Source organism: Marivirga salinae, assembly GCF_030503855.1.
Classification (GTDB): Bacteria; Bacteroidota; Bacteroidia; order Cytophagales; family Cyclobacteriaceae; genus Marivirga; species Marivirga salinarum.
This window is the reverse complement of the sequence record NZ_CP129971.1, coordinates 2,140,728-2,165,000: the sequence shown is the minus strand read 5'-3', so window position 1 is coordinate 2,165,000 and position 24,273 is coordinate 2,140,728. Positions and strand designations below refer to the sequence as shown.

Genomic DNA, 24,273 nt, shown 5'->3' with positions numbered 1-24,273 from the left:
CCTGCTCTTTCTTCATGAGATTTTTAGCTTTGTCCACTTCAAGTTGCTCAATCGATTCCCTTTCTTCCTTTTTAACTAAAAACTCTTCATAGTTACCCTTATACTTAAAAATCTGTTGACGGTCAATTTCTAAAATCCCATTACACACTCTATCCAAAAAGTATCGATCGTGGGTAACCATTAGTAAGGTCATGTTTTGAGTAGCCAAATAATTCTCCAACCATTCAATAATATCAATGTCTAAATGATTGGTTGGCTCATCTAAAATCAAGACATCAGGTTTAACGATCAATTGAGCTGCTAGCGCCACCCTCTTCTTTTGTCCACCTGACATATTTTCAACTGATTGCTTTATGTCATTTATTCCTAATTGACCAAGGATTTGTTGAACTTGGCTTTCATAATCCCAAAGTTGATGTGCTTCCATTTTCTCCATTAATTCTTGAAAACGGTTTTGTTCTTTAGCATTCATATCAGGATTTTCGGCTAATCGCTCATATTCTTTAATAATATTAAGCGATTCATGATCAGAGCTAAAAATAGCTTGCATAGCATTTTGACCTGATTGAAATTGTGGATTTTGCGATAGGAATCCAACTTTTATATTATTCCGAAAGCTCAGATTGCCTGAATCAGGTGTTTCCTCCCTCATCAATATTTTTAAGAGCGTGGATTTCCCTGATCCGTTGATGCCTACTAATGCAACTTTTTCGCCTTGAGCTAAGCCAAAAGAAATGTTTTCAAATAAAACTCTTTCTCCAAAGCTTTTGGTAATATTTTCTACTGAAAGATAGTTCATACGACAAAATTAGGTCTTATATTTAACATAGTAATACATATAGAAAAGAATTTCTATAGCTTATATTTTCGACTTCAAAATTTTTAAATTCTAGATTAATAATTGGCACATTCTGAATAATTCTTTTACTTGCATAGCGCAAAACCAATTCTATGAAAGTATTTATAAATGATGTTCCGCTTTATATAATCCCCATGGACAAAGTAATTGACAGGGAGCATTATGACCTTATTATTGATGCGGAAAAGGAAAAAATCCGATATGATAATTTAATCGATGACGTACTGATTAGAAAAGGTAGTTTAGCTGATATACTGGAATTTTATAAATTTCTATCCTCTGATAAAAATAAAAAACTTGACTCTTTAACCTGTAAAGTTTTTGACTATGAAAAAGTAACAAAAGGCTTTAAGAAAGAATTTAAGATTGTTGAGGCTGCAGGTGGAATTGTAACTAAACGAGATAAATATTCTTTTTATATACAGGTTAAAAAAATGGGACCTTCCAAAAGGTAAGCTCGAGAAAAAAGAAAATGTAAAAGTAGCTGCAGTAAGAGAGGTAGAAGAAGAATGCAATGTAAAAGTAGCATTAGGCCCTCGGGTTTGTAAAACCTGGCATACCTATACAAGAAATGGTAAAAACCATCTCAAGAAAACCAGTTGGTATCATATGACTTTGGAAGAAGACAAAAAAATGAAACCTCAAACAGAAGAAGGTATTGAGAAAGTTATTTGGGTTAATAAAGTAGAAGTAAGAACAGTATTACTCAATACTTATAGGTCTATACGATATGTGATGAAAAAATTTCATGAGTATCAGGAGGGGTTGATTAAGGTTAAGTAATTTTAATTAGTCTTTTGATGAAGGTTGTTATTTAATAAAAATCTTTCTTTAGAGGTTATATAAAGATCGGAATTAAAATATGACAACAGCTAGAAACTACGAAAATTCAGGTTTGTCATATAAACTGAAATGTTAAAATTAAGGCAAAAAGATACGCCTTACTGTATTAGCTAATTTTTCGGGTGATACTCCACTTACGTTTTCTTTCGCTAGCCATTTCTTCATCCAAGGCTTCGAAACGAGAGGCGTGACTAACGAATTCTGGGAGGATATTTTTCATTTGCATAATCATTCCCAATTCATTTTCATCATTCATTAAATCATTAAGCTTTTGTAATTCCTTAATGATGTCTTTATGCCTCATTCTTTCAGTTTTGGCAATCAAAATCTTTTCGTGATGAGTTGGCAAAGTCGTTTCATTATCACTTAGAAGTTCTTCAAATAGTTTTTCTCCCTCACGAAGACCAGAAAATACAATTTTTATATCAACATCAACTTCGTAGCCTGATAATTGGATCATTTTCTTAGCCAAATCAATTATTTTAATTGATCTGCCCATATCAAAAACAAATATTTCACCACCAAAGCCCATAATCCCTGCTTCGATCACTAACTGACAAGCTTCAGGTATGGTCATGAAATAACGTGTTACATCAGGGTGAGTAACCGTTATTGGTCCACCTTTTTCAATTTGTTTTTTAAACAATGGAATAACGGAACCATTTGAGCCTAAAACATTTCCAAATCGGGTAGTGATAAACTGAGTGTTATTTTTGACTTCTTCTGATTTGGAATCATTTAAGGATTGCACATAAATTTCAGCTAACCTTTTCGATGCACCCATCACGTTGGTTGGATTCACAGCCTTATCAGTAGAAACCATTACAAATTTCTTCACATCATATTGAACAGAAAGATCAGCAAGATTTTTAGTGCCAAAAACATTAGTAGCTACTGCTTCAAATGGGTGCATTTCCATCAATGGCACATGCTTATAAGCTGCCGCATGATATACTATATTGGGTCTATACTTATCAAAAATAAATTCTAGTCTTCTCTTATTAGTCACATCCATGATTACTGGAATTACTTCAATATCTTTCTTAACATCCAAATTAGTTAATTCGATATCGATAGCATATAGAAAAGATTCTGCTTGATCTAATATAATCAGTTTTTTGGGTTTTACTTTTAGAATCTGCTTTGCAATTTCTGAACCTATCGAACCCGCTGCACCCGTAATCAAGACTGTTTTACCCTCTATATTTTCAGCAACTTTTGGGTTTTCCAATTTAATAGATTCTCTTCCTAATAGATCTTCTATTCGAACCTCTTTAATTTGGTTCATGCTTAATTCACCATTCACCCATTTATCAGGAGCAGGTACAGTTCTTACTTTTACATGAGCTTTTAAGCAATAATCAACCAATTCATTTTTTCTCTCAACAGATAAATTAGCAATTGCGATTACAATTTCATGAACGCGATACTTTTCCAAAATATCATCTAAATTATAGCCAGCATCATAGATAGGTGCACCATTAAGTACCTTACCTACTTTTTTAAGGTCGTCATCTATAAAACCAATCACCCTCAATCTAGCATTAGGGTCGGCATCGATCACATGTTTTGTAATAATCCCATATTGACCTGCACCAAAAATCATTACATTCTTTCTTAGGCGAACTGCATCACGATAGTAGGCAAAAAGATTTTTTACTAAAACACGATAAGAAAATAAAATAACTACAGCCAAAATAAAGCTGATAATTAATACTGACAATGGAATTATTACACTTCCTGTATACCAGTAATTAAGGTAACTCACTATTGCGATTAAAACAGTGCCAATAAAAGTTGTATATGAGATTCTAAGGCCATCTTCAATGGAAGTATATCGGATAATTCCAGCATAACTTTGAGTGAGAAATATTGCGATTAAATGGCAAATTAAAAACAGGACTAATCCTTCTGTGAATTTAAAAGCTATTACTTCCTCTACATTAAAGTTAAACCTTAATAAATAGGCAAATACAATTGCAGACAACAACAATGCTAGATCGATTAATAAAATAATCCATCTAGGCAGAAAGCTGATATCGTTAATTTTCTTCATCATTGAATTACAAATATAACCTATTTAATATTTTTTTATAATAATTTAATCTATTATTTAAGAAAGTCATTAATTTTTTCGACCACCATTTCCTTTTGTTCGTCCGATAAAGAGGAACTAGATGGCAGACAAAGCCCTTTTTGGAATAACTCTTCAGATACTCCTGACCGATAAGACATACAATCTTTAAAAATAGGTTGCAAGTGCATTGGCTTCCATAATGGTCTAGTTTCAATATTGAATTTTTCTAGTTCTTGTCTTAAATCTTCTGGTTTTTTCGTCAATTTTTCATTGAATAACACACAAGTTAACCATCTGTTACTAAATGAACTTGTAGGTTCTTCAAGAAACTCAAACCCGACTGAATTTAGTTCCTTTTTATAGAAATTATAATTTGCTCTTCTTTTCTCCACCCAAGAATCCAAAACTTTCATTTGTCCTCTTCCGATACCAGCCGCTATATTGCTCATTCTATAATTATAGCCAATTTCAGAATGCTGGTAATAGGGAGCTGCATCTCTAGCTTGAGTCGCCAAAAACCGTGATTTATCAATCCATTCTTTCTTTTGAGAAACTAAAGCACCTCCACCAGAAGTGGTGATTATTTTGTTCCCATTAAATGAATAAATCCCGAAATCACCAAAGGTTCCTAAGGGTTTGCCATTTAACTTTGATCCTAAAGCTTCCGCAGCATCTTCGATCAAAGGGATATCATATTTCTCAGAAATAGCCTTAACTTCTTCTATTTTTCCAGGCATTCCATAGAGATGAACAAATATGATGGCCTTGGGTTTCTTACCTTTTGCTATATAATCTTCTATAGCCTTTTCTAAAAGCTCAGGATCCATATTCCATGTTTCCTTTTCGCTATCAATTAAAACAGGCTCTGCTTGCTGATAAACAATAGGATTTACTGTAGCGGAAAACGTAAAACTAGATGCCATTACAACATCATCATTTTTAACCCCTAATAAAATCAAAGCTAAATGAATTGCAGCAGTACCAGAACTTAAGGCAGCTGCATAAGGAATATTATTATACTCCTGAATGTCTGCTTCAAAACCATTTACATTTGGCCCTAAAGGTGCTATCCAATTTTCATCAAAAGCATGATGTATAAATTTGATTTCGTCTCCGCCCATATGGGGCGCTGATAAAAATATTCTTTCGTTCATGGGGTTATATATCTCCTAATTGAGGTCTCAAAACAATTTCTTCTACTACGGTTCTATCTGATAAGGAATATGCTGACCAAACAGATTCCGCTACATCTTCAGCTTTCATAAATCTTTCATGGGGCAAATCAACGCCTTCCCAACTTGCTGTAAAAGTAGCTCCAGGTAATACTGCCGTCACTTTTACCCCTTCTTCTTTCAATTCTTCGCGCAAACATTTAGTAAAGCCTTGCATAGCGTATTTTGTTATACTGTAAGAACCTCCACTTGCATAAGCTGTAATTCCCGCTATGCTGCTCATAGAGAAAATATGTCCTTTTTTATGAGGTAGAATTGTTGGCAATAATGCTCTAGTTAAATGGTAAGCCGAAAACAGGTTAGTATTCATCATCATTTCCAGATTACCTTCAGGTTCATCTTGAATACTACCAGGAAGAAAAACTCCAGTATTATTCACTAATACATCAACCTGAGACGTAGTTTTCAAAACAAAATCTGCGAAATCAGTTACATCCTCTCTTATTGATAAATCTGCAGCTTTCACATATACTTTACTATTATATGCTTTTTCTACTTCCTCTTTTAGGACTTCTAAATCAGCTTCATTTCTAGCACAAGTAATGATATTAAATCCATTTTCAGCAAACCGAAGCACTAATGCTCTTCCGATACCTTTAGTACCTCCTGTAATAACTATTAATTTATTCATTTTTAATTTAAGATTTCGATGTTTTGAAAACACGAAACTAAACAATAATCTTGATGTTCTACAAACTTACGAAATTCATTAGCGTATTGGATTACATAATCGTTATCAATTGCTTTAAATCAGATAAATATTAAAGAATTAAAATAACTTTTATTGTAAAGAAAAATTTCATGCTAACTTTAAATTTGAAGTTTCAAGAAACATTAACAACCTTATGAAGTCTATCGGAGCCTATTTTATTTTTCTGGGAAGTATGTTTGTCAGAAGAGAGTCCTTTTCATCCTATTTCAAACTCACCATAAACGAATGTATTTCCATAGGCTGGAATTCCATTTTAATAGTAGCAATTACTTCAACATTTATGGGGGCGGTAACAACTGTCCAAACTGCCTATAATTTAGTAAGTCCATTAATTCAAAATTATGTAGTGGCTCAGGTAACAAGAGAAATGGTAGTTTTGGAACTAGCACCGACTATTACAGCTATCGTTATTGCTGGTAAAGTAGGTTCTAGTATAGCTGGAGGATTAGGTACTATGAGAATTACGGAGCAAATAGATGCTTTAGAAGTTATGGGCGTAAATGCATCCTCCTATTTGGTACTACCAAAAATTGTGGCTGCTATGATTATGTATCCTTTATTAGTAGTATTAGCTGGGTTTCTTGCTTTATACGGTGGATATATTGCCGGAACCATGACAGGAATTTTAACGGAAACAGAATATGTTTACGGAATTAGAATTGATTTTAACCCTTTTACCATTCAATTCGCACTTATTAAATCCGTTGTTTTTGCTTTTTTAATAGCATCAATTTCAGCTTATCAGGGTTTTTTCACTACTGGGGGTGCACTTGAAGTTGGTAAATCTAGTACAAGTGCTGTTACTAAAAGCTGTATTGCTGTACTTTTAGCGGATTATATTTTAGCAGAACTATTATTAAATTAAGAAATGATTGAAGTCAATAATATATCCAAATCTTTCGGAGACAATCACGTTTTACAAGATATTTCAGGGAAATTTGAAAGAGGTATCACTAACCTTATCATTGGAGCTAGCGGAACAGGAAAGAGTGTCCTACTAAAATGCATAGTTGGATTAGTAATTCCAGAAGAAGGTGAAGTACTCTACGATGGAAGATCTTTTTTGAAAGCAGATAAAGAGGAAAAATCGCAAATGAGGCGAGAAATCGGGATGCTCTTTCAGGGAGGCGCATTATTTGATTCAAAAAACATTGAAGAAAATGTGATGTTTCCTTTAGACCTTTTAACAGATATGAAAAAGGATGAAAAGCTTGACCGAGTTAATAATGTATTGAGCAGAGTTGGGCTTGAAAACATCAATAAAAAGATGCCTGCCGAAATAAGTGGTGGACAGAAAAAAAGAGTGGGGATTGCCAGAGCAATTGTGAATGACATCAATTATTTGTTCTGCGATGAACCTAATTCAGGCCTAGATCCGAGAACTTCTCTTTTGATTGATGAATTAATTCAAGAAATTACTCATGAGCTTAATGTTACAACCATTATGGTTACGCATGATATGAATTCTGTTATGGGAGTAGGAGAATACATCATGTATTTGGCTAGAGGTAAAAAAGTTTGGGAAGGAAATTCTGATAATATTTTGACCTCTGGTCAGGAAGACTTGGAGGACTTTATTTTTGCTAGCAAGTTTATGAAGAAGTTGAGGAAGACGCTGTAGGTCCCCTAGCCCCCAAAGGGGGAATTGGTGCCTTGTAATTCCTAAGGAAGGAAAATAAGTATTTTATAAGGAAATAGTGGGGTGATGAGTGTTGGATGTAGGAAGATTTAGAATAAGGCGGTTAATTGGACGCTGCCATTATGGATGGTCTTTGTATCATGGCTTTTTCTGCCGATATATTGTAGGATTAAATTCAAATCTCCTATAATTTTTCTTCTTAGCGATAGATTCCAAACGTAATTGTCACCTGCTCTTAAACCTTCAAACATTTCGAAAGCGAGCGGACTTTGATTATCCAATAATTCTGAATCAACACTTACATAACTGAATTTACCTTCTAAAATTCCATTTTTAACTTGGATCAATTTATTAGATAGCTCTACTGAATTAATTAATACCACACCGCCTGAACTTTCATCGGGACTAAATTTATTTTCATTTCTATAAGCCAAACTCACTCTTAAATTCTTACCTCCTTGCCATGTGATTTTAGGATTTACGGAAGTGGAATTAAATTGATAATCCCTTTCTTCTACTACATCAGAAAAAGAGGAGTTTGAAGATTGACGATAGGCAGCTGAAATGTTCCAATCTTGAAACGAATTTAAAGAACCCGCTAAATGAAAGGTACTTCTATCCATTCCTTCAAAACCATCTATCATTAATTGCTTTCTATTGGAATTAGACCACCCAGTCTCTAAAAAAGCTACGCCTCCCCTATTGTAATAGAAATTGGATTTCCACATGTTTCGAGAAGACAGCACTTCATCACTATCAGCAAATGAATAAGGAGACATTCTTGCTGACCAATCATCGAAAGTATTTTTATTATCTAAATTGGCATGAAAACTACCCGAAAGTTTTCCGATATATTGCATCAGGTTATCAGATTTAGCCCAAGATTTTGGCAAATCCCACCTTAATTGATATTGTAAATTATTGATAAAAGCGGTTTGGTAATTATCACCCATTGTCAAAACCTTCACGTAATTCCGGTCTCCGTATTCTGTTTCATCTTCAAAAAACTCATTAAGTTCTTGCTCTCCATTTCCATTTAAATCAGACCAAGAATGAGTTCCTAAACTGCGAGCCACTTCCATAAAGAAATAACTTCTTTGCAATACTCGTCCTGTCCCAGTTTGGAAGTTTAGATTTTGTATGATATTGCCATCCCAAAAACTTGATTGCCAATTCAAGCCGCCTTGAAAATACTTTTCGTTTTCAACTGAATCTATATTCGGTTGAATTTCTCTTTTCAACAAATTAAAAGCGAGTTGATTGTTTTTCCCATATTGAAATGAAGTCTGGAATTGAGTGTTTTGTGCTTTCTCATAGTCTTGTAAATTACCTTCAACTGGTCTTTGATCTGCTCTAAATTCATGTGATAATCTGAAATTCCATTGATTGGAATCCTGCTTTGAAATATAGAAGCTATGGCTATCATAAAATTGAAAGCTATTGAGAATTTCATCCTCAATCTTTATTTGATGTTGTTCTGTTCGAAAGGTATAGCCTGGTTGAATCTTATATTTTGCATAACTCAAATCAGCAGTTGCTTTTTTCCATTCGGTTTGGGTTTTACTATGTTCACTGTTCATCAAAAAGGTATTTACCAATAAGTTCAAATCACCCTTGTTTTGGAAGTTGACATTATGTTGAGTTCCATTTCCGAGATTTTCCTTATCTCTCAATCCTATTTCATAGCTGAAATCCTGTTTTTCATTCTGGATAGAGGTTCCTATTCTCAAAAGCTGTTCTTCACCAGCTTGGAATGCTGCCGACTGTTCCATTCCCCAATTTCTATTGAAATCCACCTCACGAAAAGGTTGGACTGGGGAAAATGCTGAATCTAAATATTCATATTTAATGAAATAGTCTATGGATAAGTCTTTACTGAAATTCAGTTCTTTTGGTGCCGAACGATAGCCAATAGCAAATGCATTTCCATTAAGCTTGGTATCATCCTGATTAAAACGATTGGTTACAAATTCAGAACCAGCATATTCGAAACTAATTTCTGAATCATCTTTTAAATTGTAGTTTAAACCAACATTAATAATTCGTTGGTTTTGCGGCAATGCCACTCTTTTTATGGGTGCATAGTTTCCTTGAGGAATACCGTCAATAGGTGCTACCCATTCGTAACTCACACCATTTTCAGAAGTATTGGCAATTCGATAATCACCATTATATTCTCCTACCATTGTGAAATTTAACTGATAATGGGCTATATCAGGATTTTCAGAACGCTTGTAGATTTGATAAGTCTGACCATTAATAACCGTATCAATTTGAGCATAGCGCTTTTTATCAGATGCATAACCCAAACTGTCGGCTGAAGATATTTCACCGTAGGCAGCATCAGCATTCAAATTTGATAATTCTTCGAAATCACTTTCCGATAAGTCATTCAGTTGATTACCTGGTTTATCAGTTTGTTGAAAATAACCAATGTTTACATCCAAATTTCCAATAGATTGTTGGTGTTGCAAAGTGGTTACATTTCGGCTGTATTGTCTATCTGAATACTCAAATTCAATTTGAATTCTGCTGTATTTTGAAATGTAAATTTTGGAATTAAAAGTAATTTCAGCTGAATTATAATCTATCACATAATCATTTTCCAGTCCTCTATCAAGGAGCTTCCCATCTAGAAATACTTTTTCAGATCCTGCCAAGAGAAAAATAAAAGGTTCATTTTGTGGGCCTTCAATTCTATAAGGGCCTAAAACTCCTTCCAATGGTTCAATGGTTTGAATTCCTGTTTTGCTTCTTGCAAAAGATGTTACCGCTTGCGTTTCGGAATCAGTGGAGTCGAAAGATAATTTAGAAGAAGATACCCCGAGGCCCTGAACTTGTCTATTGAATTTCAAAAAGTTGAGATCTTGATTTGATTGAATAAGCAAATCACCTGCCTCCAACCCCCAGTTTTCATGAATCAATTGAACATTTACTCTATCAAAATCCTGCAATCTTTGTGTATTTCCTTCAGGTTCGAAGGGCATTTGTTGATCCGTCATTCTAGCTTGAAGCTTTAAATCCTCAGAAATATTTCCAGCTATGGTTAAATCCATTACCGAATGCATCATGGCTGATTGTTGGCCTCCACCAGAAACTGAGCGCATATAGGCCCCATTGATTTGAATTCCACCCAAGCCTAAAAGCTCTTGGGTAGTTTTATTTTTTTCATCTTGAATTGGAAAAGTATTCGTGAAACGAGCAGTACTATCATACCAATTTTCCGGAACAGCGGATTTTACTAATTCAGTATTTTTAAGGATATAATTAAAGCAAATGCTAAAAACATCTCCTTCTTGAGATTCATTGATTTTAATAACATTATCGAATATCTCAAAAGCCAATTCATTATTCGCTTTGTTTTTAATCTGAATGGTAGTGGGAATTAATATTACGGAATCAGGAATTTGATAGCTAGTATAAGATGTTTCAAAGCAATTTGATTGGGCATTAAGTAGCTGCGAGCTTAAAAATAAGACCGGAATAAAAAAAACCACAATTCTTAAAACCCACTTCAAATCAATCCAACCTTTTCAATTCTATGAAAAATATAGTCCCTTTATTAACATCTGTTTCAAACCATATTTCACCTCCGGCATGTTCTATTCCTCTTTTAGCCACTGCCAATCCAATTCCAGAACCACTTGATTTTGTGGTAAAGTTAGGCAAAAATACTTTGTTATAATTGTCATCAGGAATACCTAAACCATTATCAGCTATTGAGATTCTAATTTTATTCTCTAAAAGCTCGATTTTAATTTCAATCAAAATAGCTTTCTTACCATCGCCACTTTGTATGGCATTTATCAACATATTATTGAAAGTACGCTCCATTATTTTTGGATCAGCCAGAACATAAATATCCGCATCAGGTAAATCCAATTTAATTTCTGCATTTTCGGCATGGAAAAAATCAACTACTCTTTTTAAAGTTTCACTTATGCAGACTTTCTCATTTTCTGGAATAGGCATTTTAGCAAATGAAGAGAAAGAGGTGGCGATATCACTGAGGTTTTCTATTTGTGATAATATACTATTGATTTTCTCCGAAGCTTCAGGCATTGGATTCTCAGACCTTTGAATTTTCATTTCCAAATGCTGCAAATTAAGCTTCATAGGTGTAAGCGGGTTTTTAATTTCATGTGCAACTTGTTGCGCCATTTCTCGCCAAGCAGATTCTTTTTCTGTTTTACTTAAAGCTTGCCTACTTTTCTCCAATTTCAAGAGCATTTGATTATATTCTTTTATTAATAAGCCGATTTCATCATCTACTTGCCAACTAATAGGCTTGTTTTCGGCAGATAAGTTCACTTGGGACAGCTTTTGTTTTAACAAATTCAAAGGAGTTGTCAAAATTTTGGTTGCGGCATAAGCCAAAAAGATGAAAATTATAAAAGATGCTACGAAAATATTGAACACATTATTCAATAAATCGGTCAACAGCAAATCATATTCTTTATTAGATTTAAAAAATGGGCTACCTAAAATAGCTAATAGTTCACCAGAATTATAGGACCGAATTCCTACATAAGCCGACTGATAATTTAAGTTTCCAATTTGCTCTTCCAAAGTGATCATCTTTTGACCATTTTGATAAATAGAAGCATAGGCATTTGGATTGATCTTATTAGAAAGTAAATTCTTTTCAAAAACTTGTGGCTGACTAGTTGCCGATAATTGTCCGTTTAAGTCATACAAATTAATATCCGTATTAATAATTTTAGTAATAGTGGACAGTTCATTTGTCAAAGTAGTTTTATCCACTAATCTATTTTCATATTTCATTAAAAGTGGAGTCAACTGTCCTGCAACTCTATTTGTATTCTCCTCATATTCAGTTACGATATCCTTCAAAAAAGTAGCATTTACGAAGCCGATCGTAGAAATACTAACTGATAGTAACGGAATTAAAAAAGCAAGTGAAAAATACAGTTGGATTTTAGCGCTTAGCCCAATTGACCTTGTTTTCCAATACAATTTAAAGAATTGATAGACTGAGATTATAAAAACCAATACAAAACTTATCACAAAAAAGAAGGATATATTAGAGAACAAGCGATACCAAAAAACATCCTCTTTGCTAAAAATTAATTTCTCATTATTATTGATTACCACACTGAAATTAATGTTCTGTTCCTCCTGAATTTTGAGTAAGGTTTCGTCTTCGGTAATTTTATTGTTGACCACATTAGGGAAATTGAGATTACCTACACTATAAGAAAGTGTGTCATTATTATATAGAGCGTAATCGTATGGAATGTCAATTAGAGAAGATACATAGCGATTTTTGACCAATAATTCAGGAAAAACATTATCAGGTCGGATTTTCTTAGGTTTAAATTCTAATACAATTTTTGCGAAAACAAAATCGTAATGCTTTATTTCATATACGTATATATATTTTCGTAGTAACTGATTTCCTTCATTATAGCTTACCAAATATAAATTGATGTCACCTCTTTTGTTTCTCTCATTCATTTGCTGAATGGGATAGGAGGATGACATTGGCAATGCATAACTTGGGTAAATAGGATTTCCTTCCGCATCAAAAATCCGAACTGATTTCTCGTACTTCTCGAAATAATCATTGAGATAATACTGCTCAATTTTATCAACTATCGTTTTATAAGGAGTCAATGGCATCAAAAACTGCCTTTTGATATAAGCATCCTTTTTTAAACTTTGATCAAGCTGCACTAACATATATTCTGCTAACACATCATTACCATTCATTATTCTATCCGCCAAAACACTTCTTTGACTGGCTTCCTTTTGCTTTTCCAATTGATAAACAGAGGAAGCACTAACAGCAGAAATAGCAATAATTAAGATAAAGAGATATATAAAACTTAAAAACTTGAGCGATTCGAGAGTCCCTCCTAAATTAGTTGAGTAGACGACAATATTCACTACTAAGACAATTCCTGCCATCGCAAATATTACTATACCAAAACTGAACGCTGTTAATAAAAATAAGCCGAAAGCTAATATTTGAAAAGAAATAAACACCATAAAACTGGTGTTAGACTTATTGTTAAGATGATGTACTAACCTAAAAACCTCAAAAACTAAATAGCCAAAAAGCAATACTACTGCATAGGATAACAATTCCAAAAAATCAAACTCAATAGATTGCGTGCTGTCTAGCCCCCAATTGGAATGAATATAAATCAGATAAATAAAATAATAGATGCCTAAAGTAGCTAAGTAAGTTCCTAAATTGAACAAGATATAAGTCCATTTAGAAAGTGATATACCTTCACTAGAATAAATGTTCTTCAACTTCCGAATAGAGAAAAATCCTATTAAAAAGAAGAGAATACAATTGATAATTAAATTTCCTAGAGAAGGATTAAAATCAGAAGATGCAAAATGTTTAGGATCAAATAAGTCTAAATCAGTGGAATGAAAGGGGAAATCAAAAATTTCCATCAGTCCCCAAATTGAAGCCGAACCGAAAATGAAAATAGCAATTTTGAACCAAAATCCTTTTCTTGAAGAAGCAAATTGCCATAAAAAGTATAATAGAAGTATGACCAGTAATGATTCTAAGGTGATGATCAGATAATGAAAATTAGGTAAGTAATTTTCAAAATCCTCTGCAAAAGAAACGTAAAAAACAGGATTTCCTTCCAAATCATTTACAGCATAAGATTCACCCTGAGCCGATTGGTGCAGTTGAATTCCGGATGATGGCAAAATATTAGTATTAAATGAAGATTGGATATATTCATTATCAACATCATAATATTCATATAGTGGTATTACGCTCACTAATATGATATCAGAATTTTTAGATTTACTATTTAATTCTAAAAATTGTCCCGCATTATCTTTTACAAATTGCCACCCTTCATTTCTGTATTTCTTTAATACAGGAGTATAGTGCTCATCAGACCAATAAACTAACGCATAATTCTTAAAAATATAAAAGGGATAGGTGTTATTGAGCTGATTGAGTGATTGAAAATCCAAGTTTTTACTTTCAGCAAAATACTCTACTAAAGCTTGTCGATCTTTCTCTACAGCCTTAAATTCAGTATTCAATTTCTTTTGCGTAGCGGCAATAAAGCTTTCCTTATCCAATTCTTGTGAATGGTAATACCACCGCAATCCCGAGATTGAAATCACTAAAAAAATCAATATGCCAAGAAGTAAAGGTTTCCTCACGGTTCTCATTAAAATTTAAAGCATCAATATAGCAATAATCGTACTGTAGTTTAAAAGAATGGATTTGATTTAATCTTTTTTCTGCTTTAGAGAAAAACAATCAACACCCCTTTAATCCTCTCAAGGGGATAGTTCACACGGATATAATATTTTAAAAAAACATATGTAATTCCGTGCGACTCCTCCCTAGAGGAGGGGGGCGAAGGGGGGGTGTTTTCTAACCGATTTAATAAATCAGATAATACTGTCAATTAATTAAAGCCTGAAACAAATTAGGATAAGTATAAAAACTATTATTCTACAAAATTCCCAATCGATATTTTTAACTTTGCGTTCTATGAAAAAATTAAGGATCGTTTATATGGGTACGCCTGATTTTGCAGTACCTTCTTTGCAAATATTGGTAGAAAATAATTATGATATTGCTGCCGTAATCACCGCTCCAGACAAACCCAAAGGAAGAGGACAAAAATTATCCCAATCGCCCGTAAAGGAATATGCACTATCTGCTGGACTTACTGTCTTGCAGCCTACAAATCTAAAAGATCCTGAATTTCAGAAAGAATTGAAAGCATTGAATGCCAATTTACAGATTGTGGTGGCTTTTAGAATGCTGCCAGAAGCGGTTTGGTCTATGCCCGAAATAGGCACTTTCAATTTACATGCTTCCCTCCTTCCGCAATATAGAGGCGCTGCCCCTATTCATTGGGCAGTAATGAATGGCGAAAAAGAAACAGGATTAACTACCTTTTTCCTTAAACATGAAATTGATACGGGAAGCATCATTTTACAAGAAAAAGAACCTATCTCTCCTACCGATACAACTGGTGAAGTCTACAGTAGGTTAATGAAAAAAGGTGCAGGCTTAGTTTTAAAAACAGTAAAAGCTATAGAAAATGAAGACTATGAACTCACTGCTCAAAATGAAAATCAAACTTTGAAACATGCGCCTAAGCTATTCAAAGAAAATACTGAGTTACAATGGGATGAACCAGCAGAGAAACTCTACAACTATGTAAGGGGATTAAATCCATTCCCTACTGCTTGGGCTGTTTTGAATGATAAAAAATATAAAATTCATCAAAGCTCAATTGTTGATGCTAGTTCAGAAGGTGAAATAGGAAAGATCATTTCAGACCATAAAAGCTATCTTCATATTCAATGTAATCCAGGCATTTTAGGGTTGGAAGTGATTCAACCTGAAGGCAAAAAAAGAATGGGGATAGCTGATTTTTTTAGGGGAAATGATATTTAAATAAATAGAATATTAAATGATATCGGAAAATAATAGGATAGAGTTTAAAGAGAAGCTAACAGATGAGTTGGAAAGAGAAGTAGTGGCTTTTCTAAACAGCAGGGAAGGTGGCTATATTTACTTAGGGATATCAGCTAGTGGTCAAGTAAAAGGAATCAGAAATAGTGATGAGGTGCAATTAAAAATTAAGGATCGACTTAAAAATAATATACAACCTTCCTGTTTGGGGTTATTTGATATTGTATCAGAAGATTTAGAAGGTCAGGAAATTATAAAAATTATTATTGCAGCAGGATTAGAGAAGCCTTACTTTCTACGTAAATTCGGCATGTCTCCTAAAGGTTCTTTTATGAGGGTGGGTAGTGCAACTGAACCACTGAATCAACGTCAGATTGAAGATTTTTTCTCTAAAAGGATTAGAAATTCGATAAGCAAAATTAAATCCAATAAGCAAGAACTCTCTTTTGAACAATTGAAAATCTATTATGAAGAGAGGGGTCTAAAGCTGAATAAGAATTACGCGCAAAACTTAGAACTTTTAACTGAAGATGGTCAATTTAATTATGTAGCTTATCTATTGTCCGATGTTAATGGTAATTCAATTAAACTGGCTATTTATAACGGTATTGATAGGGTTGATTTAGTTGAAAATAATGAATACGGTTACTGTTCCCTAATTAAAGCAACAAAACAAGTATTAGATAAATTAGCAGTTGAAAATAAAATCAGCACTAAAATCACTTCAAAGGAGCGCGAAAATAGACCTGTATGGGATTCTATAGCAATTCGTGAAGCTGTGATAAATGCTATAATTCATAATGACTACACAAATGAAGTCCCACCTAAATTTGAAATATTTGATGATAGAATTGAAATAACATCTAATGGTGGTCTTCCTGCGGGTATTAATAAAAAGGAATTTTTTGAAGGTATATCAATACCTCGAAATAAGGAGTTAATGAGGATATTTAAGGATTTAGATATGGTAGAACAACTTGGTTCAGGTATACCTAGGATACTTCGCATCTATCCAAAAAATATCTTTAACATTAGCGAGAACTATATAAGGATGTCTTTCCCTAAGGAAATTAGTGACAGTAAACCTAATAATGATGGTGGTGTAATAGGTGGTGCAATAGGTGGTGCAATAGGTGGTGTAGTTGAGGAACTTACTGCTAGACAATTAGAAGTTCTCAAAGCAATACATGAAAATAATAGAATCACATACAAGGCATTAAGTGAATCTTTTGGAATTGCAGAATCTGCAGTTAGTAAACATATAGATACTTTGAAAGAAAAAGGAGTATTAAAAAGAGAAGGTGGCACTAGGGGTTTTTGGAGGTTAATTAATCCAGACAATAATTAATCGACACTATCCCATAACCCTACCCGCCATCAAATCAGCCGTAATTTGAGAAGTATCTTCATCACCCAACATATCTTTCAGAAGCTTATAATCTTTCAAAATGGATTCTCTATTTTCTCCTTTAGGTAAAATTTTCTGGAATTCCTTTTTAAGGTTTTCTGGATTGAATTCATCTTGAATTAATTCTCTAACTGCTTCCTTATTCAGAATTAAATTCACTAAAGATATGAACTCTACTTTTACTACTCTTTTGGCAATAGCAAAGGAGATTTTACCGGTTTTATATACCACTACTTGAGGCACTTCAAAAAGTGCCGTTTCTAAAGTAGCGGTGCCGGAAGTAACTAAAGCAGCTTTAGAATGAGAAAGTAAATCATAGGTTTGATCAAAAATCAGATCTACATTATCAATCTCTTGCCATCCGTCATAAAGCTCTATTTCTAAGTTAGAAACTCCAGCAATTACAAATTGCTCATCAGGAAAATCTAATGCAACACCTTTTAGATTCTCCATCATTGCCTGGACTTCCTGTTTACGGCTGCCAGGTAATACCGCTATTACATTCTGCTCTTTATATTGAAAATCTGTATTGGGCTTATAAGCTCTTATAGCATCCAATAAAGGATTGCCTACATAATCCACCTCAAAATCGAATTTCTTATAGAATTCTTTTTCAAAAGGTAAAATTACATACATATAATCTACAAACTTCTTGATTTTGTAGGCTCTTTTCTGGTTCCAAGCCCAGATTTTCGGAGAGATATAAAAATGTACTGGAATATTATGCTGAGAGGCAAATTTCGCAATTCTTAGATTGAAGCCAGCATAATCAATCAAAATCAATGCATCGGGACGAAACGAAAGTATATCTTCTTTACAGAAATTAATTTTTTGTTTGATTGCTTTTAGGTGAACTAAAACTTCCCAAAAACCCATATATGCCATTTCCTTATAATGCACTACGAGCTCGCCACCAGCATTCTGCATTTCCTCGCCTCCCCAACATCTGATTTCGGCTTGAGAGTCCTTACTTTTTAAAGCTTTGATTAAATTACCGCCATGCAGATCGCCTGAACGTTCACCTGCAATTATATAATATTTCATGTGTATATTGTTTGTTTAAATTGCCACATGGAATCTTTGATTAAAAATTCATCTTCGGTTGGTGTAAAATTCGAAGCTGAATTTTTAATGTCGATTTCATTTTTCTAGGATTTGCAGTTCAAAGCTAAGATAATTTAATATTGAAATCATTAAGGTTTTCCTAAATAGCCCATTTCATAAGCCATTTTTATCATATGGGATACATTTTTAGCTTCAAACTTCTGCAGTAATAGCTTTCGATATGACATTACACTATTTGTAGCTAAATTCATTTTTTCGGAAATTTCACCAGAAGTATCGCCTTCACTTAAGAATTTTAACATTCTTCTTTCTGTGGCTGAAAGCTTAATACCCTGTTCAGGCTCATGTCGCATTTTCAAGGCAACCTTCTCCATTACATCCTGAGAAAAATAGGTTTTACCCTCTAATAATCTATGTATAGCCAAAACAATTTCCTGTTCACCTATATTTTTCAACACATAACCATCTACTCCAATATCTAATGCACTTTGAATATAACCTTCTCTATCGAACATAGTGAGGATAAGTACCTTGACTTTGGGATATTTTTTCTTTAGAATTTGAGTAGTTTCAATACCGTCCAATTCGGGCATATTCAAATCCATAATAATCACGTGTGCTGGATTGATTGCCATCATATCCAAAACCTCTTTACCATTTTCGGCAGTACCCAACATCTCAAAATCTGAATGTTTTGCAAGTATTGATGCCATTCCATTCGCTAAAATTTCATGATCATCAGCAATTATCAATTTAATTGGGTTTGGTTTATCAGTCATATCTCAAAGTATTTAAGTTGGTAAACAACTATGAAAAAAATACATATATGCAATATAAAGGTAGCGTATGACCTAGCAAACTATTTTAATAGCCTAATTAAATTAAAACAAATTTAAATCACAAAACACAATCTTTACAAAATAGCCAAAAACATCCAAATTAGACTGTTGTAGCACCTACTCTGGTTATATCATTATTTATGTTATCGGACTCAACTAGTCCATCACGCATTCTAATAATTCTGTGAGCATATTGGGCGATATCATCTTCGTGAGTTACCATGACAATTGTATTTCCCTGATCATGCAATAATTGAAAAAGCTCCATGATTTCATGAGAGGTTTTAGAATCCAAGTTTCCTGTTGGTTCATCGGCCAAAATAATACTTGGGTTATTTACTAAAGCCCTAGCAATAGCAACTCTTTGTCTCTGACCACCTGAAAGTTCATTGGGTTTATGATAAGCTCTTTCACCTAAGCCAACACTTTGCAATACTTCTAAGGCTCGTTCTTCTCTTTGCGACTTACTAAAACCTGCATAAACTAAAGGTAAGGCCACATTTTCAAGTGAAGATTGTCTCGGTAAAAGATTAAAAGTTTGAAATACAAATCCAATTTCTTTGTTTCGGATTTCTGCAAGATCATTTTCTGAGGTTTCGCTCACATTCTGTCCTGCTAATTCATATTTACCTCTTGTGGGAGTATCCAAACACCCAATTATGTTCATCAAGGTCGATTTACCAGAACCAGATGGACCCATAAAAGCTACGTATTCACCCTTATCAATATTTATAGTTACTGATTTTAAGGCTTCCACCGTTTCAGTACCCATTTTGTAGATTTTGGCTATATCTTGTGTTTGAATTACAGAATTTCCCATTAGTTATAAAATATTGGATTGATAGTTTTATTGAAATTTAAGATGTTGAATAATGTAGTGCAACTATATTTTGATAAACGGAAATTACCAAGGCCTTTCGTCCATTTCTTTAGCGATTTCCTGATAATCCTGTGAAAACTCTTCCCATTCTTCAGCACTTAATAAGTTTCCTAATTCTTCATAAGCATCTGTTGCATAAGATAGCAAATTCAGTCTTAGTGCTTGCAGGGCATAAGCTTTCAAAAGCTCAATACTATTTGGATTTAAACGACTGGCTTCCACCAAAATTTCATAAGCTTTATCTAAGTCATTTTGTGCATTCAAATGCTGACTTGCAAAAATAACTCCCGCTTCAAAAAACGCATTTCCTCTACCTAATTCTAGTGCCATTTCAGTTGCCTTATCCTCACTATCATTTCTAATTTCAAGAAATGATTTCCATAAGAATTTATAATTATATGGATAGGTGGAAAGTGTTGATTGTTCAACTAAATCTGCAAGTTGTTGATCATCAGAAAGTGCTGCTAAAGCTGCAATCAAATTATTTTGATAGATATTCAATCCCTTCTCTTGAGCTGGAATACTAAGATTTGTCAGTTTAGATTTTGCTGCACTGTAATTCGCTTTGATAATATCATCTTCTGCTTCTTTCAGACTTAATAAAGTCAAGAATGGAGAGCCCTTTATATTATTTCTAATCGAATCTATTTCATCTGATTGTAAAGATGAATTTGTTCTCAGCCATAAATAAAGAAAACTATCGGGCAGTTTTTGTGTATTTCCTTGTAAGAATTGATACAAAGGATCTTGATCAAGATAGCCTACTGCGATAGATTCAGATTCTACTTGGTTATTATAAACCTGAGCAGCTTCATACAATCTTTCATCCAAAATTAAAGCGATTGCTTGGTAAGTTTTAGCCTTGCTCATTTTTAAATCAGCTGCCTTTTTAAAATGTTCCGAAGCCATTGTATACGCTTTTTGATCTAATAACCATAAACCATGCAGCAAATAATAAAAGCCAGCATCTGAAATATCCGCATTTTCAAGAGAATAAATATAGCTATAAGCTTCATTAATTTTTGCGGAATAATTTAAACGAGAAGCTGCTGCATATTTTAAAGACTTGGCAAAATCCTCGTTTTGAGATAATCTGGTTAAGCCTAATATTGTATCTGCCTCAAATTCTTGATTATTAAGCGTTTTATTAAGCGTATAATTAAAAATGAAGGAGAAATCATTATATGTCAATGTCTCAGGAATTTTTTCAGCATCAAGACTAACACTATCGATAAATTCTCTTTTTCGGTTCGCTAAAGCTAAATAGTTAGCTTGAAAAGCAACTGACTTATTATTCAATGCAGCCTGTTCAGGCAAATCTTCATCTATTGAATTTTTAGCAAATAGTCCCAAGCGGTTTACGGAAGCAATTTCAGAAACTTGGTTGGAAATTGATGATCTTTCAGCTGCATCAAAATAAATAAATGCTGAATCTGTTTTGTTCAATCTTTCAAAAACCAAACCTTTCATATTCAGTATATACCCATTATTAGGAAATTCTTTTTGAGCATCCTCCAAGGTAAACAAGGCTTCAAAAATCAAACTAGCATTTAATTGAGCTTGGGCTCTATTAATGTAAGCTTGAATGCTAGGTCTTTTAAAATTAGCTTGGTTAAAATAAGATGAAGCTTCCGCCCAATTCTTATTTTCATATTCTATCTGCCCAATTTTGAAATTATGCTTATGGGAGGTTGCGGCATATTGTCTAGCAATTTTATAAGTGGTCTCAGCATTCTCCTCTTCTCCTATGTATTCATAATAATCTGCTAAACTGTTATAATATCCTGAAATTGCTTGATAATAAGGCAAATAAGACACTCGAAGAACTAAAACCACAACTATTCCAAAACCAACAAAGCGGACTAAATTATAAGGAATATTAACAGGTCGGAAAACTACAGGGTAGATACTATGTCCAGAATTTAGAAGCCCTACAAAATTGTAGAGCACATAAAAGAAAAATAGAATTCCAAAACCTAAATGAGAGAAGATGATCATATCTTCAAATGTGTCCATTAAAGGATCGTTTCCATTCTTGAATATCCAAGCTAATACTGAAAAAGTCAAAATTCCTAGCACCAGGTAAACGTAGCCACCTAATGGTCGGAAACTTAATTGATTACCAACTAGTTCGCTTCTTTTTCTATATCCCCAAATACCTAAAATTGCTGATATAGCCAATAAGACAAACTCATTTATATAGACTATATTCCAATCAATAATATTATCATTTTTGGCATATGTTAAACCTACATAAACCAGATATAGCATGCTTAAAATAATGAAATGAATTAAGTTAGAACTCCCATCGCTATTTTTCTTTGAGGCTAAAATATATAGGATGTGAAGGATGATTTCATAAGCAACATTAAAAATGAAGATAATCGATAAAATGATAGGCACTATAATTCCATGGTGAGCCATAAATACAATAGGAGCTTCAACCGATGAACCTAAAATCACCAAAACAATTAGGGCGATCAATATCAATGCAAAAGCCAACCATCTTTGGAACAAACCAGCATTTTCTTTGAAAGCATGAAAATAATATCCTACCGCTAAAATTAAGCCTGTAAAAATAAAAGTGAAAACCTGATTATCAACCCCTAATATTTCAAGATATGGCAGTTTGAGGGTAATGAGCCATATGACAAAAACTGATTGAAAAATAATAAACCACCAACGGCTCAAATAGGTAGAGGCAGTCATTAAAATTGAAAAACAACAAAAAATGATGGCTATCAAAAGATAGGTTCCGCTGAGTTCAAAACCAGGTTCTAAAGCTAAAAAGCCCTGAAAGATTACATAATTCCTTGCAGGAACAGGTAATTCAAACACGAAATCTTGAACATTTTGAAGAGATAACTCAATACTTTGGGTTTTTCTGACCACGTCTATAGGAGCAGACAGATCATTGCTATTGTTTTGATTATAAAAACTATAGGCAACTGACAACAGAAAAATAAAAAGGAGCACCTGGTAAATGCCCCTGTACCTCAACTTCCAATCCTTCCAGAAATTTAATTTAGCCATAGCTTTATTCTATTACTTTTGGTACTCTGAAAAATTCATTGTCCTTCTTAGGTGCATTTTTCAGTCCTTTTTCTCGAGGCAAATGTTCTTTCACCTTGTCTTCTCTCAATTGATTAATCTCGAATGACATAGCCTGAAGTGGCTCTACATTTTCAGTATCCAATTCTTGCAATTTCTCAACGAAGGAAAGCATATTATTCATATCTTTCAACATCTTTTCTTCCGATTTCTCATCAAACTCTAAGCGAGCTAGATGAGCAATTTTTTCCAATGTCTCTTTATTGATACTCATTTAATGGTATTTATTTAACTCATCCGTAATCACCTTAAATACTTTTTCCTTTAACGCGGGAACATCTTCCATATTGAGCCCTTCAGTTGAAATAGGTTGGTGAAAAATCATTCTCATTTTTTTTCGATTGATCAACGGAATCTTTTCATCGGGCAAAATTATCCAATTATCCGGAAGTGTCACAGGCACAAGTGGAATTTGTTTGGTAATTGCAGCACGGAAAGCTCCATCTTTAAAGCGAGTCATCTTAGGAATACTCTTGGACATAATCCCACCTTCAGGAAACATCACCAATGATCGCTCATCTCCCATTTTTAATAATGCCAATTGCAAAGAATTATAGCTATCTTTTATGCTTTTTCGATTTACTGTAACGTGCAATTTCTTGAACATAAAACCAAATAATGGGATTTTCGCTAAAGAACTTTTACCAACATAAACTACAGAGTTGGGTGAAAAGCCGAAGCTTACGATATCCAATAAAGAAAAATGATTGGCGCAATAGACATACTGATTTTTAGAATTTAAATTTTCTAATCCGCTTATTTCGGTTTTAATCCCAACGAAGAATAAAGCGATAGTTGCCCATATTTTATTGATGTAAAAACAATGTTTATGCCAAGCAGGCACCCAAATTATGATTAAGAAAAATGGAAACACCAGTATGAAAAGGCCAATAAAAACAATTGCACACCAAACTGTATATATTTTCTTTAAAAAAAGTTGCATTCTCTAGATTCTAAAAAACGAAATAACAAATGAATTAAATAGAGCCTATTAGGCAATTACACGAGAATCATTTGTATCTACTTGAAAATCAGAATCAAATGACAATCCCTTGTGTAATTTTATTTTAGATTTCATATAAAAAAAAGAAATTTCCATGTAAAGGGATGTTGGAGGCTGAAGTGGTAAAAATCATGGTATCTGTGTTTTACTTTCCGAAAGTGG

Annotated in this window: 18 protein-coding genes (1 of these 18 cut by a window edge); 6 read left to right on the top strand and 12 right to left on the bottom strand. The window is 33.5% G+C overall.

Annotated elements, in window-relative coordinates:
• Positions 1 to 799, bottom strand: partial view of a ribosomal protection-like ABC-F family protein gene (gene abc-f / locus QYS49_RS09160; protein WP_308351497.1) — the 5' end (the start) only. The gene continues 1,076 nt to the left of window position 1, outside the view; 799 of the gene's 1,875 nt are visible here — the first part of the coding sequence; the start codon lies at positions 797 to 799; its stop codon lies off the left edge, out of view.
• 152 nt (positions 800 to 951) lie between these two features.
• On the opposite strand from abc-f, the gene QYS49_RS09155 reads away from it, so the two are divergent.
• Positions 952 to 1,314 carry a hypothetical protein gene (locus tag QYS49_RS09155; RefSeq protein WP_308351496.1) on the top strand — a complete coding sequence of 121 codons (363 nt, stop codon included), beginning with the start codon at positions 952 to 954 and terminating at the stop codon, positions 1,312 to 1,314.
• Positions 1,262 to 1,642, top strand: coding sequence for an NUDIX hydrolase (locus QYS49_RS09150; RefSeq protein ID WP_308351577.1), 381 nt, complete (start codon positions 1,262 to 1,264; stop codon positions 1,640 to 1,642). Before QYS49_RS09155 ends, QYS49_RS09150 begins: the two co-directional genes overlap by 53 nt.
• 166 nt (positions 1,643 to 1,808) lie before the next feature.
• Here the strand turns inward: QYS49_RS09150 and QYS49_RS09145 are convergent, their stop codons facing one another.
• Genes QYS49_RS09145 through QYS49_RS09135 form a run of 3 tightly spaced genes read right to left on the bottom strand, consistent with a single transcriptional unit; the run spans position 1,809 to position 5,642 of the window.
• Entirely contained in the window at positions 1,809 to 3,758 is a 1,950-nt protein-coding gene (locus QYS49_RS09145; protein WP_308351495.1) for a polysaccharide biosynthesis protein, read from the bottom strand.
• Between the two features lie 53 nt (positions 3,759 to 3,811).
• Positions 3,812 to 4,933: an aminotransferase class I/II-fold pyridoxal phosphate-dependent enzyme gene (locus QYS49_RS09140; protein WP_308351494.1), complete on the bottom strand. Its 1,122-nt coding sequence runs from the start codon at positions 4,931 to 4,933 to the stop codon at positions 3,812 to 3,814.
• Positions 4,934 to 4,937: 4 nt separating this feature from the next.
• Positions 4,938 to 5,642, bottom strand: a complete 705-nt coding sequence (locus QYS49_RS09135; protein ID WP_308351493.1) for an SDR family oxidoreductase — start codon at positions 5,640 to 5,642, stop codon at positions 4,938 to 4,940.
• Between the two features lie 214 nt (positions 5,643 to 5,856).
• Between QYS49_RS09135 and QYS49_RS09130 the strand changes: the two genes are divergently transcribed.
• Both QYS49_RS09130 and QYS49_RS09125 read left to right on the top strand, forming a co-directional pair.
• Positions 5,857 to 6,588 (top strand): MlaE family ABC transporter permease, encoded by a 732-nt coding sequence (locus QYS49_RS09130; RefSeq protein WP_308351492.1) that lies wholly within the window; start codon positions 5,857 to 5,859, stop codon positions 6,586 to 6,588.
• Positions 6,589 to 6,591: 3 nt separating this feature from the next.
• Positions 6,592 to 7,344 (top strand): ABC transporter ATP-binding protein, encoded by a 753-nt coding sequence (locus QYS49_RS09125; RefSeq protein WP_308351491.1) that lies wholly within the window; start codon positions 6,592 to 6,594, stop codon positions 7,342 to 7,344.
• 107 nt (positions 7,345 to 7,451) lie between these two features.
• Here QYS49_RS09125 and QYS49_RS09120 read toward each other — a convergent pair whose 3' ends face one another.
• Both QYS49_RS09120 and QYS49_RS09115 read right to left on the bottom strand, forming a co-directional pair.
• Positions 7,452 to 10,880, bottom strand: a complete 3,429-nt coding sequence (locus QYS49_RS09120) for a DUF8818 domain-containing protein (RefSeq protein WP_308351490.1) — start codon at positions 10,878 to 10,880, stop codon at positions 7,452 to 7,454.
• Between the two features lies 1 nt (position 10,881).
• Entirely contained in the window at positions 10,882 to 14,493 is a 3,612-nt protein-coding gene (locus tag QYS49_RS09115; protein ID WP_308351489.1) for a sensor histidine kinase, read from the bottom strand.
• Positions 14,494 to 14,869: 376 nt separating this feature from the next.
• Here QYS49_RS09115 and fmt point away from each other — a divergent pair, with 376 nt between their 5' ends.
• Together fmt and QYS49_RS09105 are read left to right on the top strand one after the other, a co-directional pair.
• Positions 14,870 to 15,787: a methionyl-tRNA formyltransferase gene (gene fmt / locus QYS49_RS09110; RefSeq protein ID WP_308351488.1), complete on the top strand. Its 918-nt coding sequence runs from the start codon at positions 14,870 to 14,872 to the stop codon at positions 15,785 to 15,787.
• 16 nt (positions 15,788 to 15,803) lie between these two features.
• Positions 15,804 to 17,153: an RNA-binding domain-containing protein gene (locus QYS49_RS09105; RefSeq protein ID WP_308351487.1), complete on the top strand. Its 1,350-nt coding sequence runs from the start codon at positions 15,804 to 15,806 to the stop codon at positions 17,151 to 17,153.
• A gap of 6 nt (positions 17,154 to 17,159) precedes the next feature.
• On the opposite strand, the gene lpxB is transcribed toward QYS49_RS09105, so the two are convergent.
• From lpxB to QYS49_RS09075, 6 genes are all read right to left on the bottom strand, one after another.
• The gene (lpxB, locus tag QYS49_RS09100; protein ID WP_308351486.1) at positions 17,160 to 18,257 is read right to left on the bottom strand and encodes a lipid-A-disaccharide synthase; all 1,098 of its coding nucleotides are present in this window, start codon (positions 18,255 to 18,257) and stop codon (positions 17,160 to 17,162) included.
• Between the two features lie 149 nt (positions 18,258 to 18,406).
• Positions 18,407 to 19,057 carry a response regulator transcription factor gene (locus tag QYS49_RS09095; RefSeq protein ID WP_308351485.1) on the bottom strand — a complete coding sequence of 217 codons (651 nt, stop codon included), beginning with the start codon at positions 19,055 to 19,057 and terminating at the stop codon, positions 18,407 to 18,409.
• A gap of 160 nt (positions 19,058 to 19,217) precedes the next feature.
• Complete coding sequence (locus QYS49_RS09090) at positions 19,218 to 19,937, bottom strand: ABC transporter ATP-binding protein (protein ID WP_308351484.1); 720 nt, start codon at positions 19,935 to 19,937, stop codon at positions 19,218 to 19,220.
• Positions 19,938 to 20,021: 84 nt separating this feature from the next.
• A complete protein-coding gene (locus tag QYS49_RS09085) occupies positions 20,022 to 23,030 on the bottom strand; it encodes a tetratricopeptide repeat protein (protein ID WP_308351483.1) in 3,009 nt (1,002 codons plus the stop codon).
• Between the two features lie 4 nt (positions 23,031 to 23,034).
• Complete coding sequence (gene gatC / locus QYS49_RS09080; protein ID WP_308351482.1) at positions 23,035 to 23,322, bottom strand: Asp-tRNA(Asn)/Glu-tRNA(Gln) amidotransferase subunit GatC; 288 nt, start codon at positions 23,320 to 23,322, stop codon at positions 23,035 to 23,037.
• Entirely contained in the window at positions 23,323 to 24,051 is a 729-nt protein-coding gene (locus QYS49_RS09075; RefSeq protein WP_308351481.1) for a lysophospholipid acyltransferase family protein, read from the bottom strand.
• Positions 24,052 to 24,273 lie beyond the last annotated feature (222 nt).

Coding starts and splice junctions, on each gene's coding strand:
- QYS49_RS09130 (WP_308351492.1), top strand. CDS start 5,857: ATGAAGTCTATCGGAGCCTATTTTATTTTTCTGGGAAGTATGTTTGTC.
- lpxB (WP_308351486.1), bottom strand. CDS start 18,257: ATGAAATATTATATAATTGCAGGTGAACGTTCAGGCGATCTGCATGGC.
- QYS49_RS09095 (WP_308351485.1), bottom strand. CDS start 19,057: ATGACTGATAAACCAAACCCAATTAAATTGATAATTGCTGATGATCAT.
- QYS49_RS09105 (WP_308351487.1), top strand. CDS start 15,804: ATGATATCGGAAAATAATAGGATAGAGTTTAAAGAGAAGCTAACAGAT.
- QYS49_RS09155 (WP_308351496.1), top strand. CDS start 952: ATGAAAGTATTTATAAATGATGTTCCGCTTTATATAATCCCCATGGAC.
- QYS49_RS09075 (WP_308351481.1), bottom strand. CDS start 24,051: ATGCAACTTTTTTTAAAGAAAATATATACAGTTTGGTGTGCAATTGTT.
- QYS49_RS09145 (WP_308351495.1), bottom strand. CDS start 3,758: ATGAAGAAAATTAACGATATCAGCTTTCTGCCTAGATGGATTATTTTA.
- QYS49_RS09085 (WP_308351483.1), bottom strand. CDS start 23,030: ATGGCTAAATTAAATTTCTGGAAGGATTGGAAGTTGAGGTACAGGGGC.
- QYS49_RS09135 (WP_308351493.1), bottom strand. CDS start 5,642: ATGAATAAATTAATAGTTATTACAGGAGGTACTAAAGGTATCGGAAGA.
- gatC (WP_308351482.1), bottom strand. CDS start 23,322: ATGAGTATCAATAAAGAGACATTGGAAAAAATTGCTCATCTAGCTCGC.
- QYS49_RS09125 (WP_308351491.1), top strand. CDS start 6,592: ATGATTGAAGTCAATAATATATCCAAATCTTTCGGAGACAATCACGTT.
- fmt (WP_308351488.1), top strand. CDS start 14,870: ATGAAAAAATTAAGGATCGTTTATATGGGTACGCCTGATTTTGCAGTA.
- QYS49_RS09090 (WP_308351484.1), bottom strand. CDS start 19,937: ATGGGAAATTCTGTAATTCAAACACAAGATATAGCCAAAATCTACAAA.
- QYS49_RS09140 (WP_308351494.1), bottom strand. CDS start 4,933: ATGAACGAAAGAATATTTTTATCAGCGCCCCATATGGGCGGAGACGAA.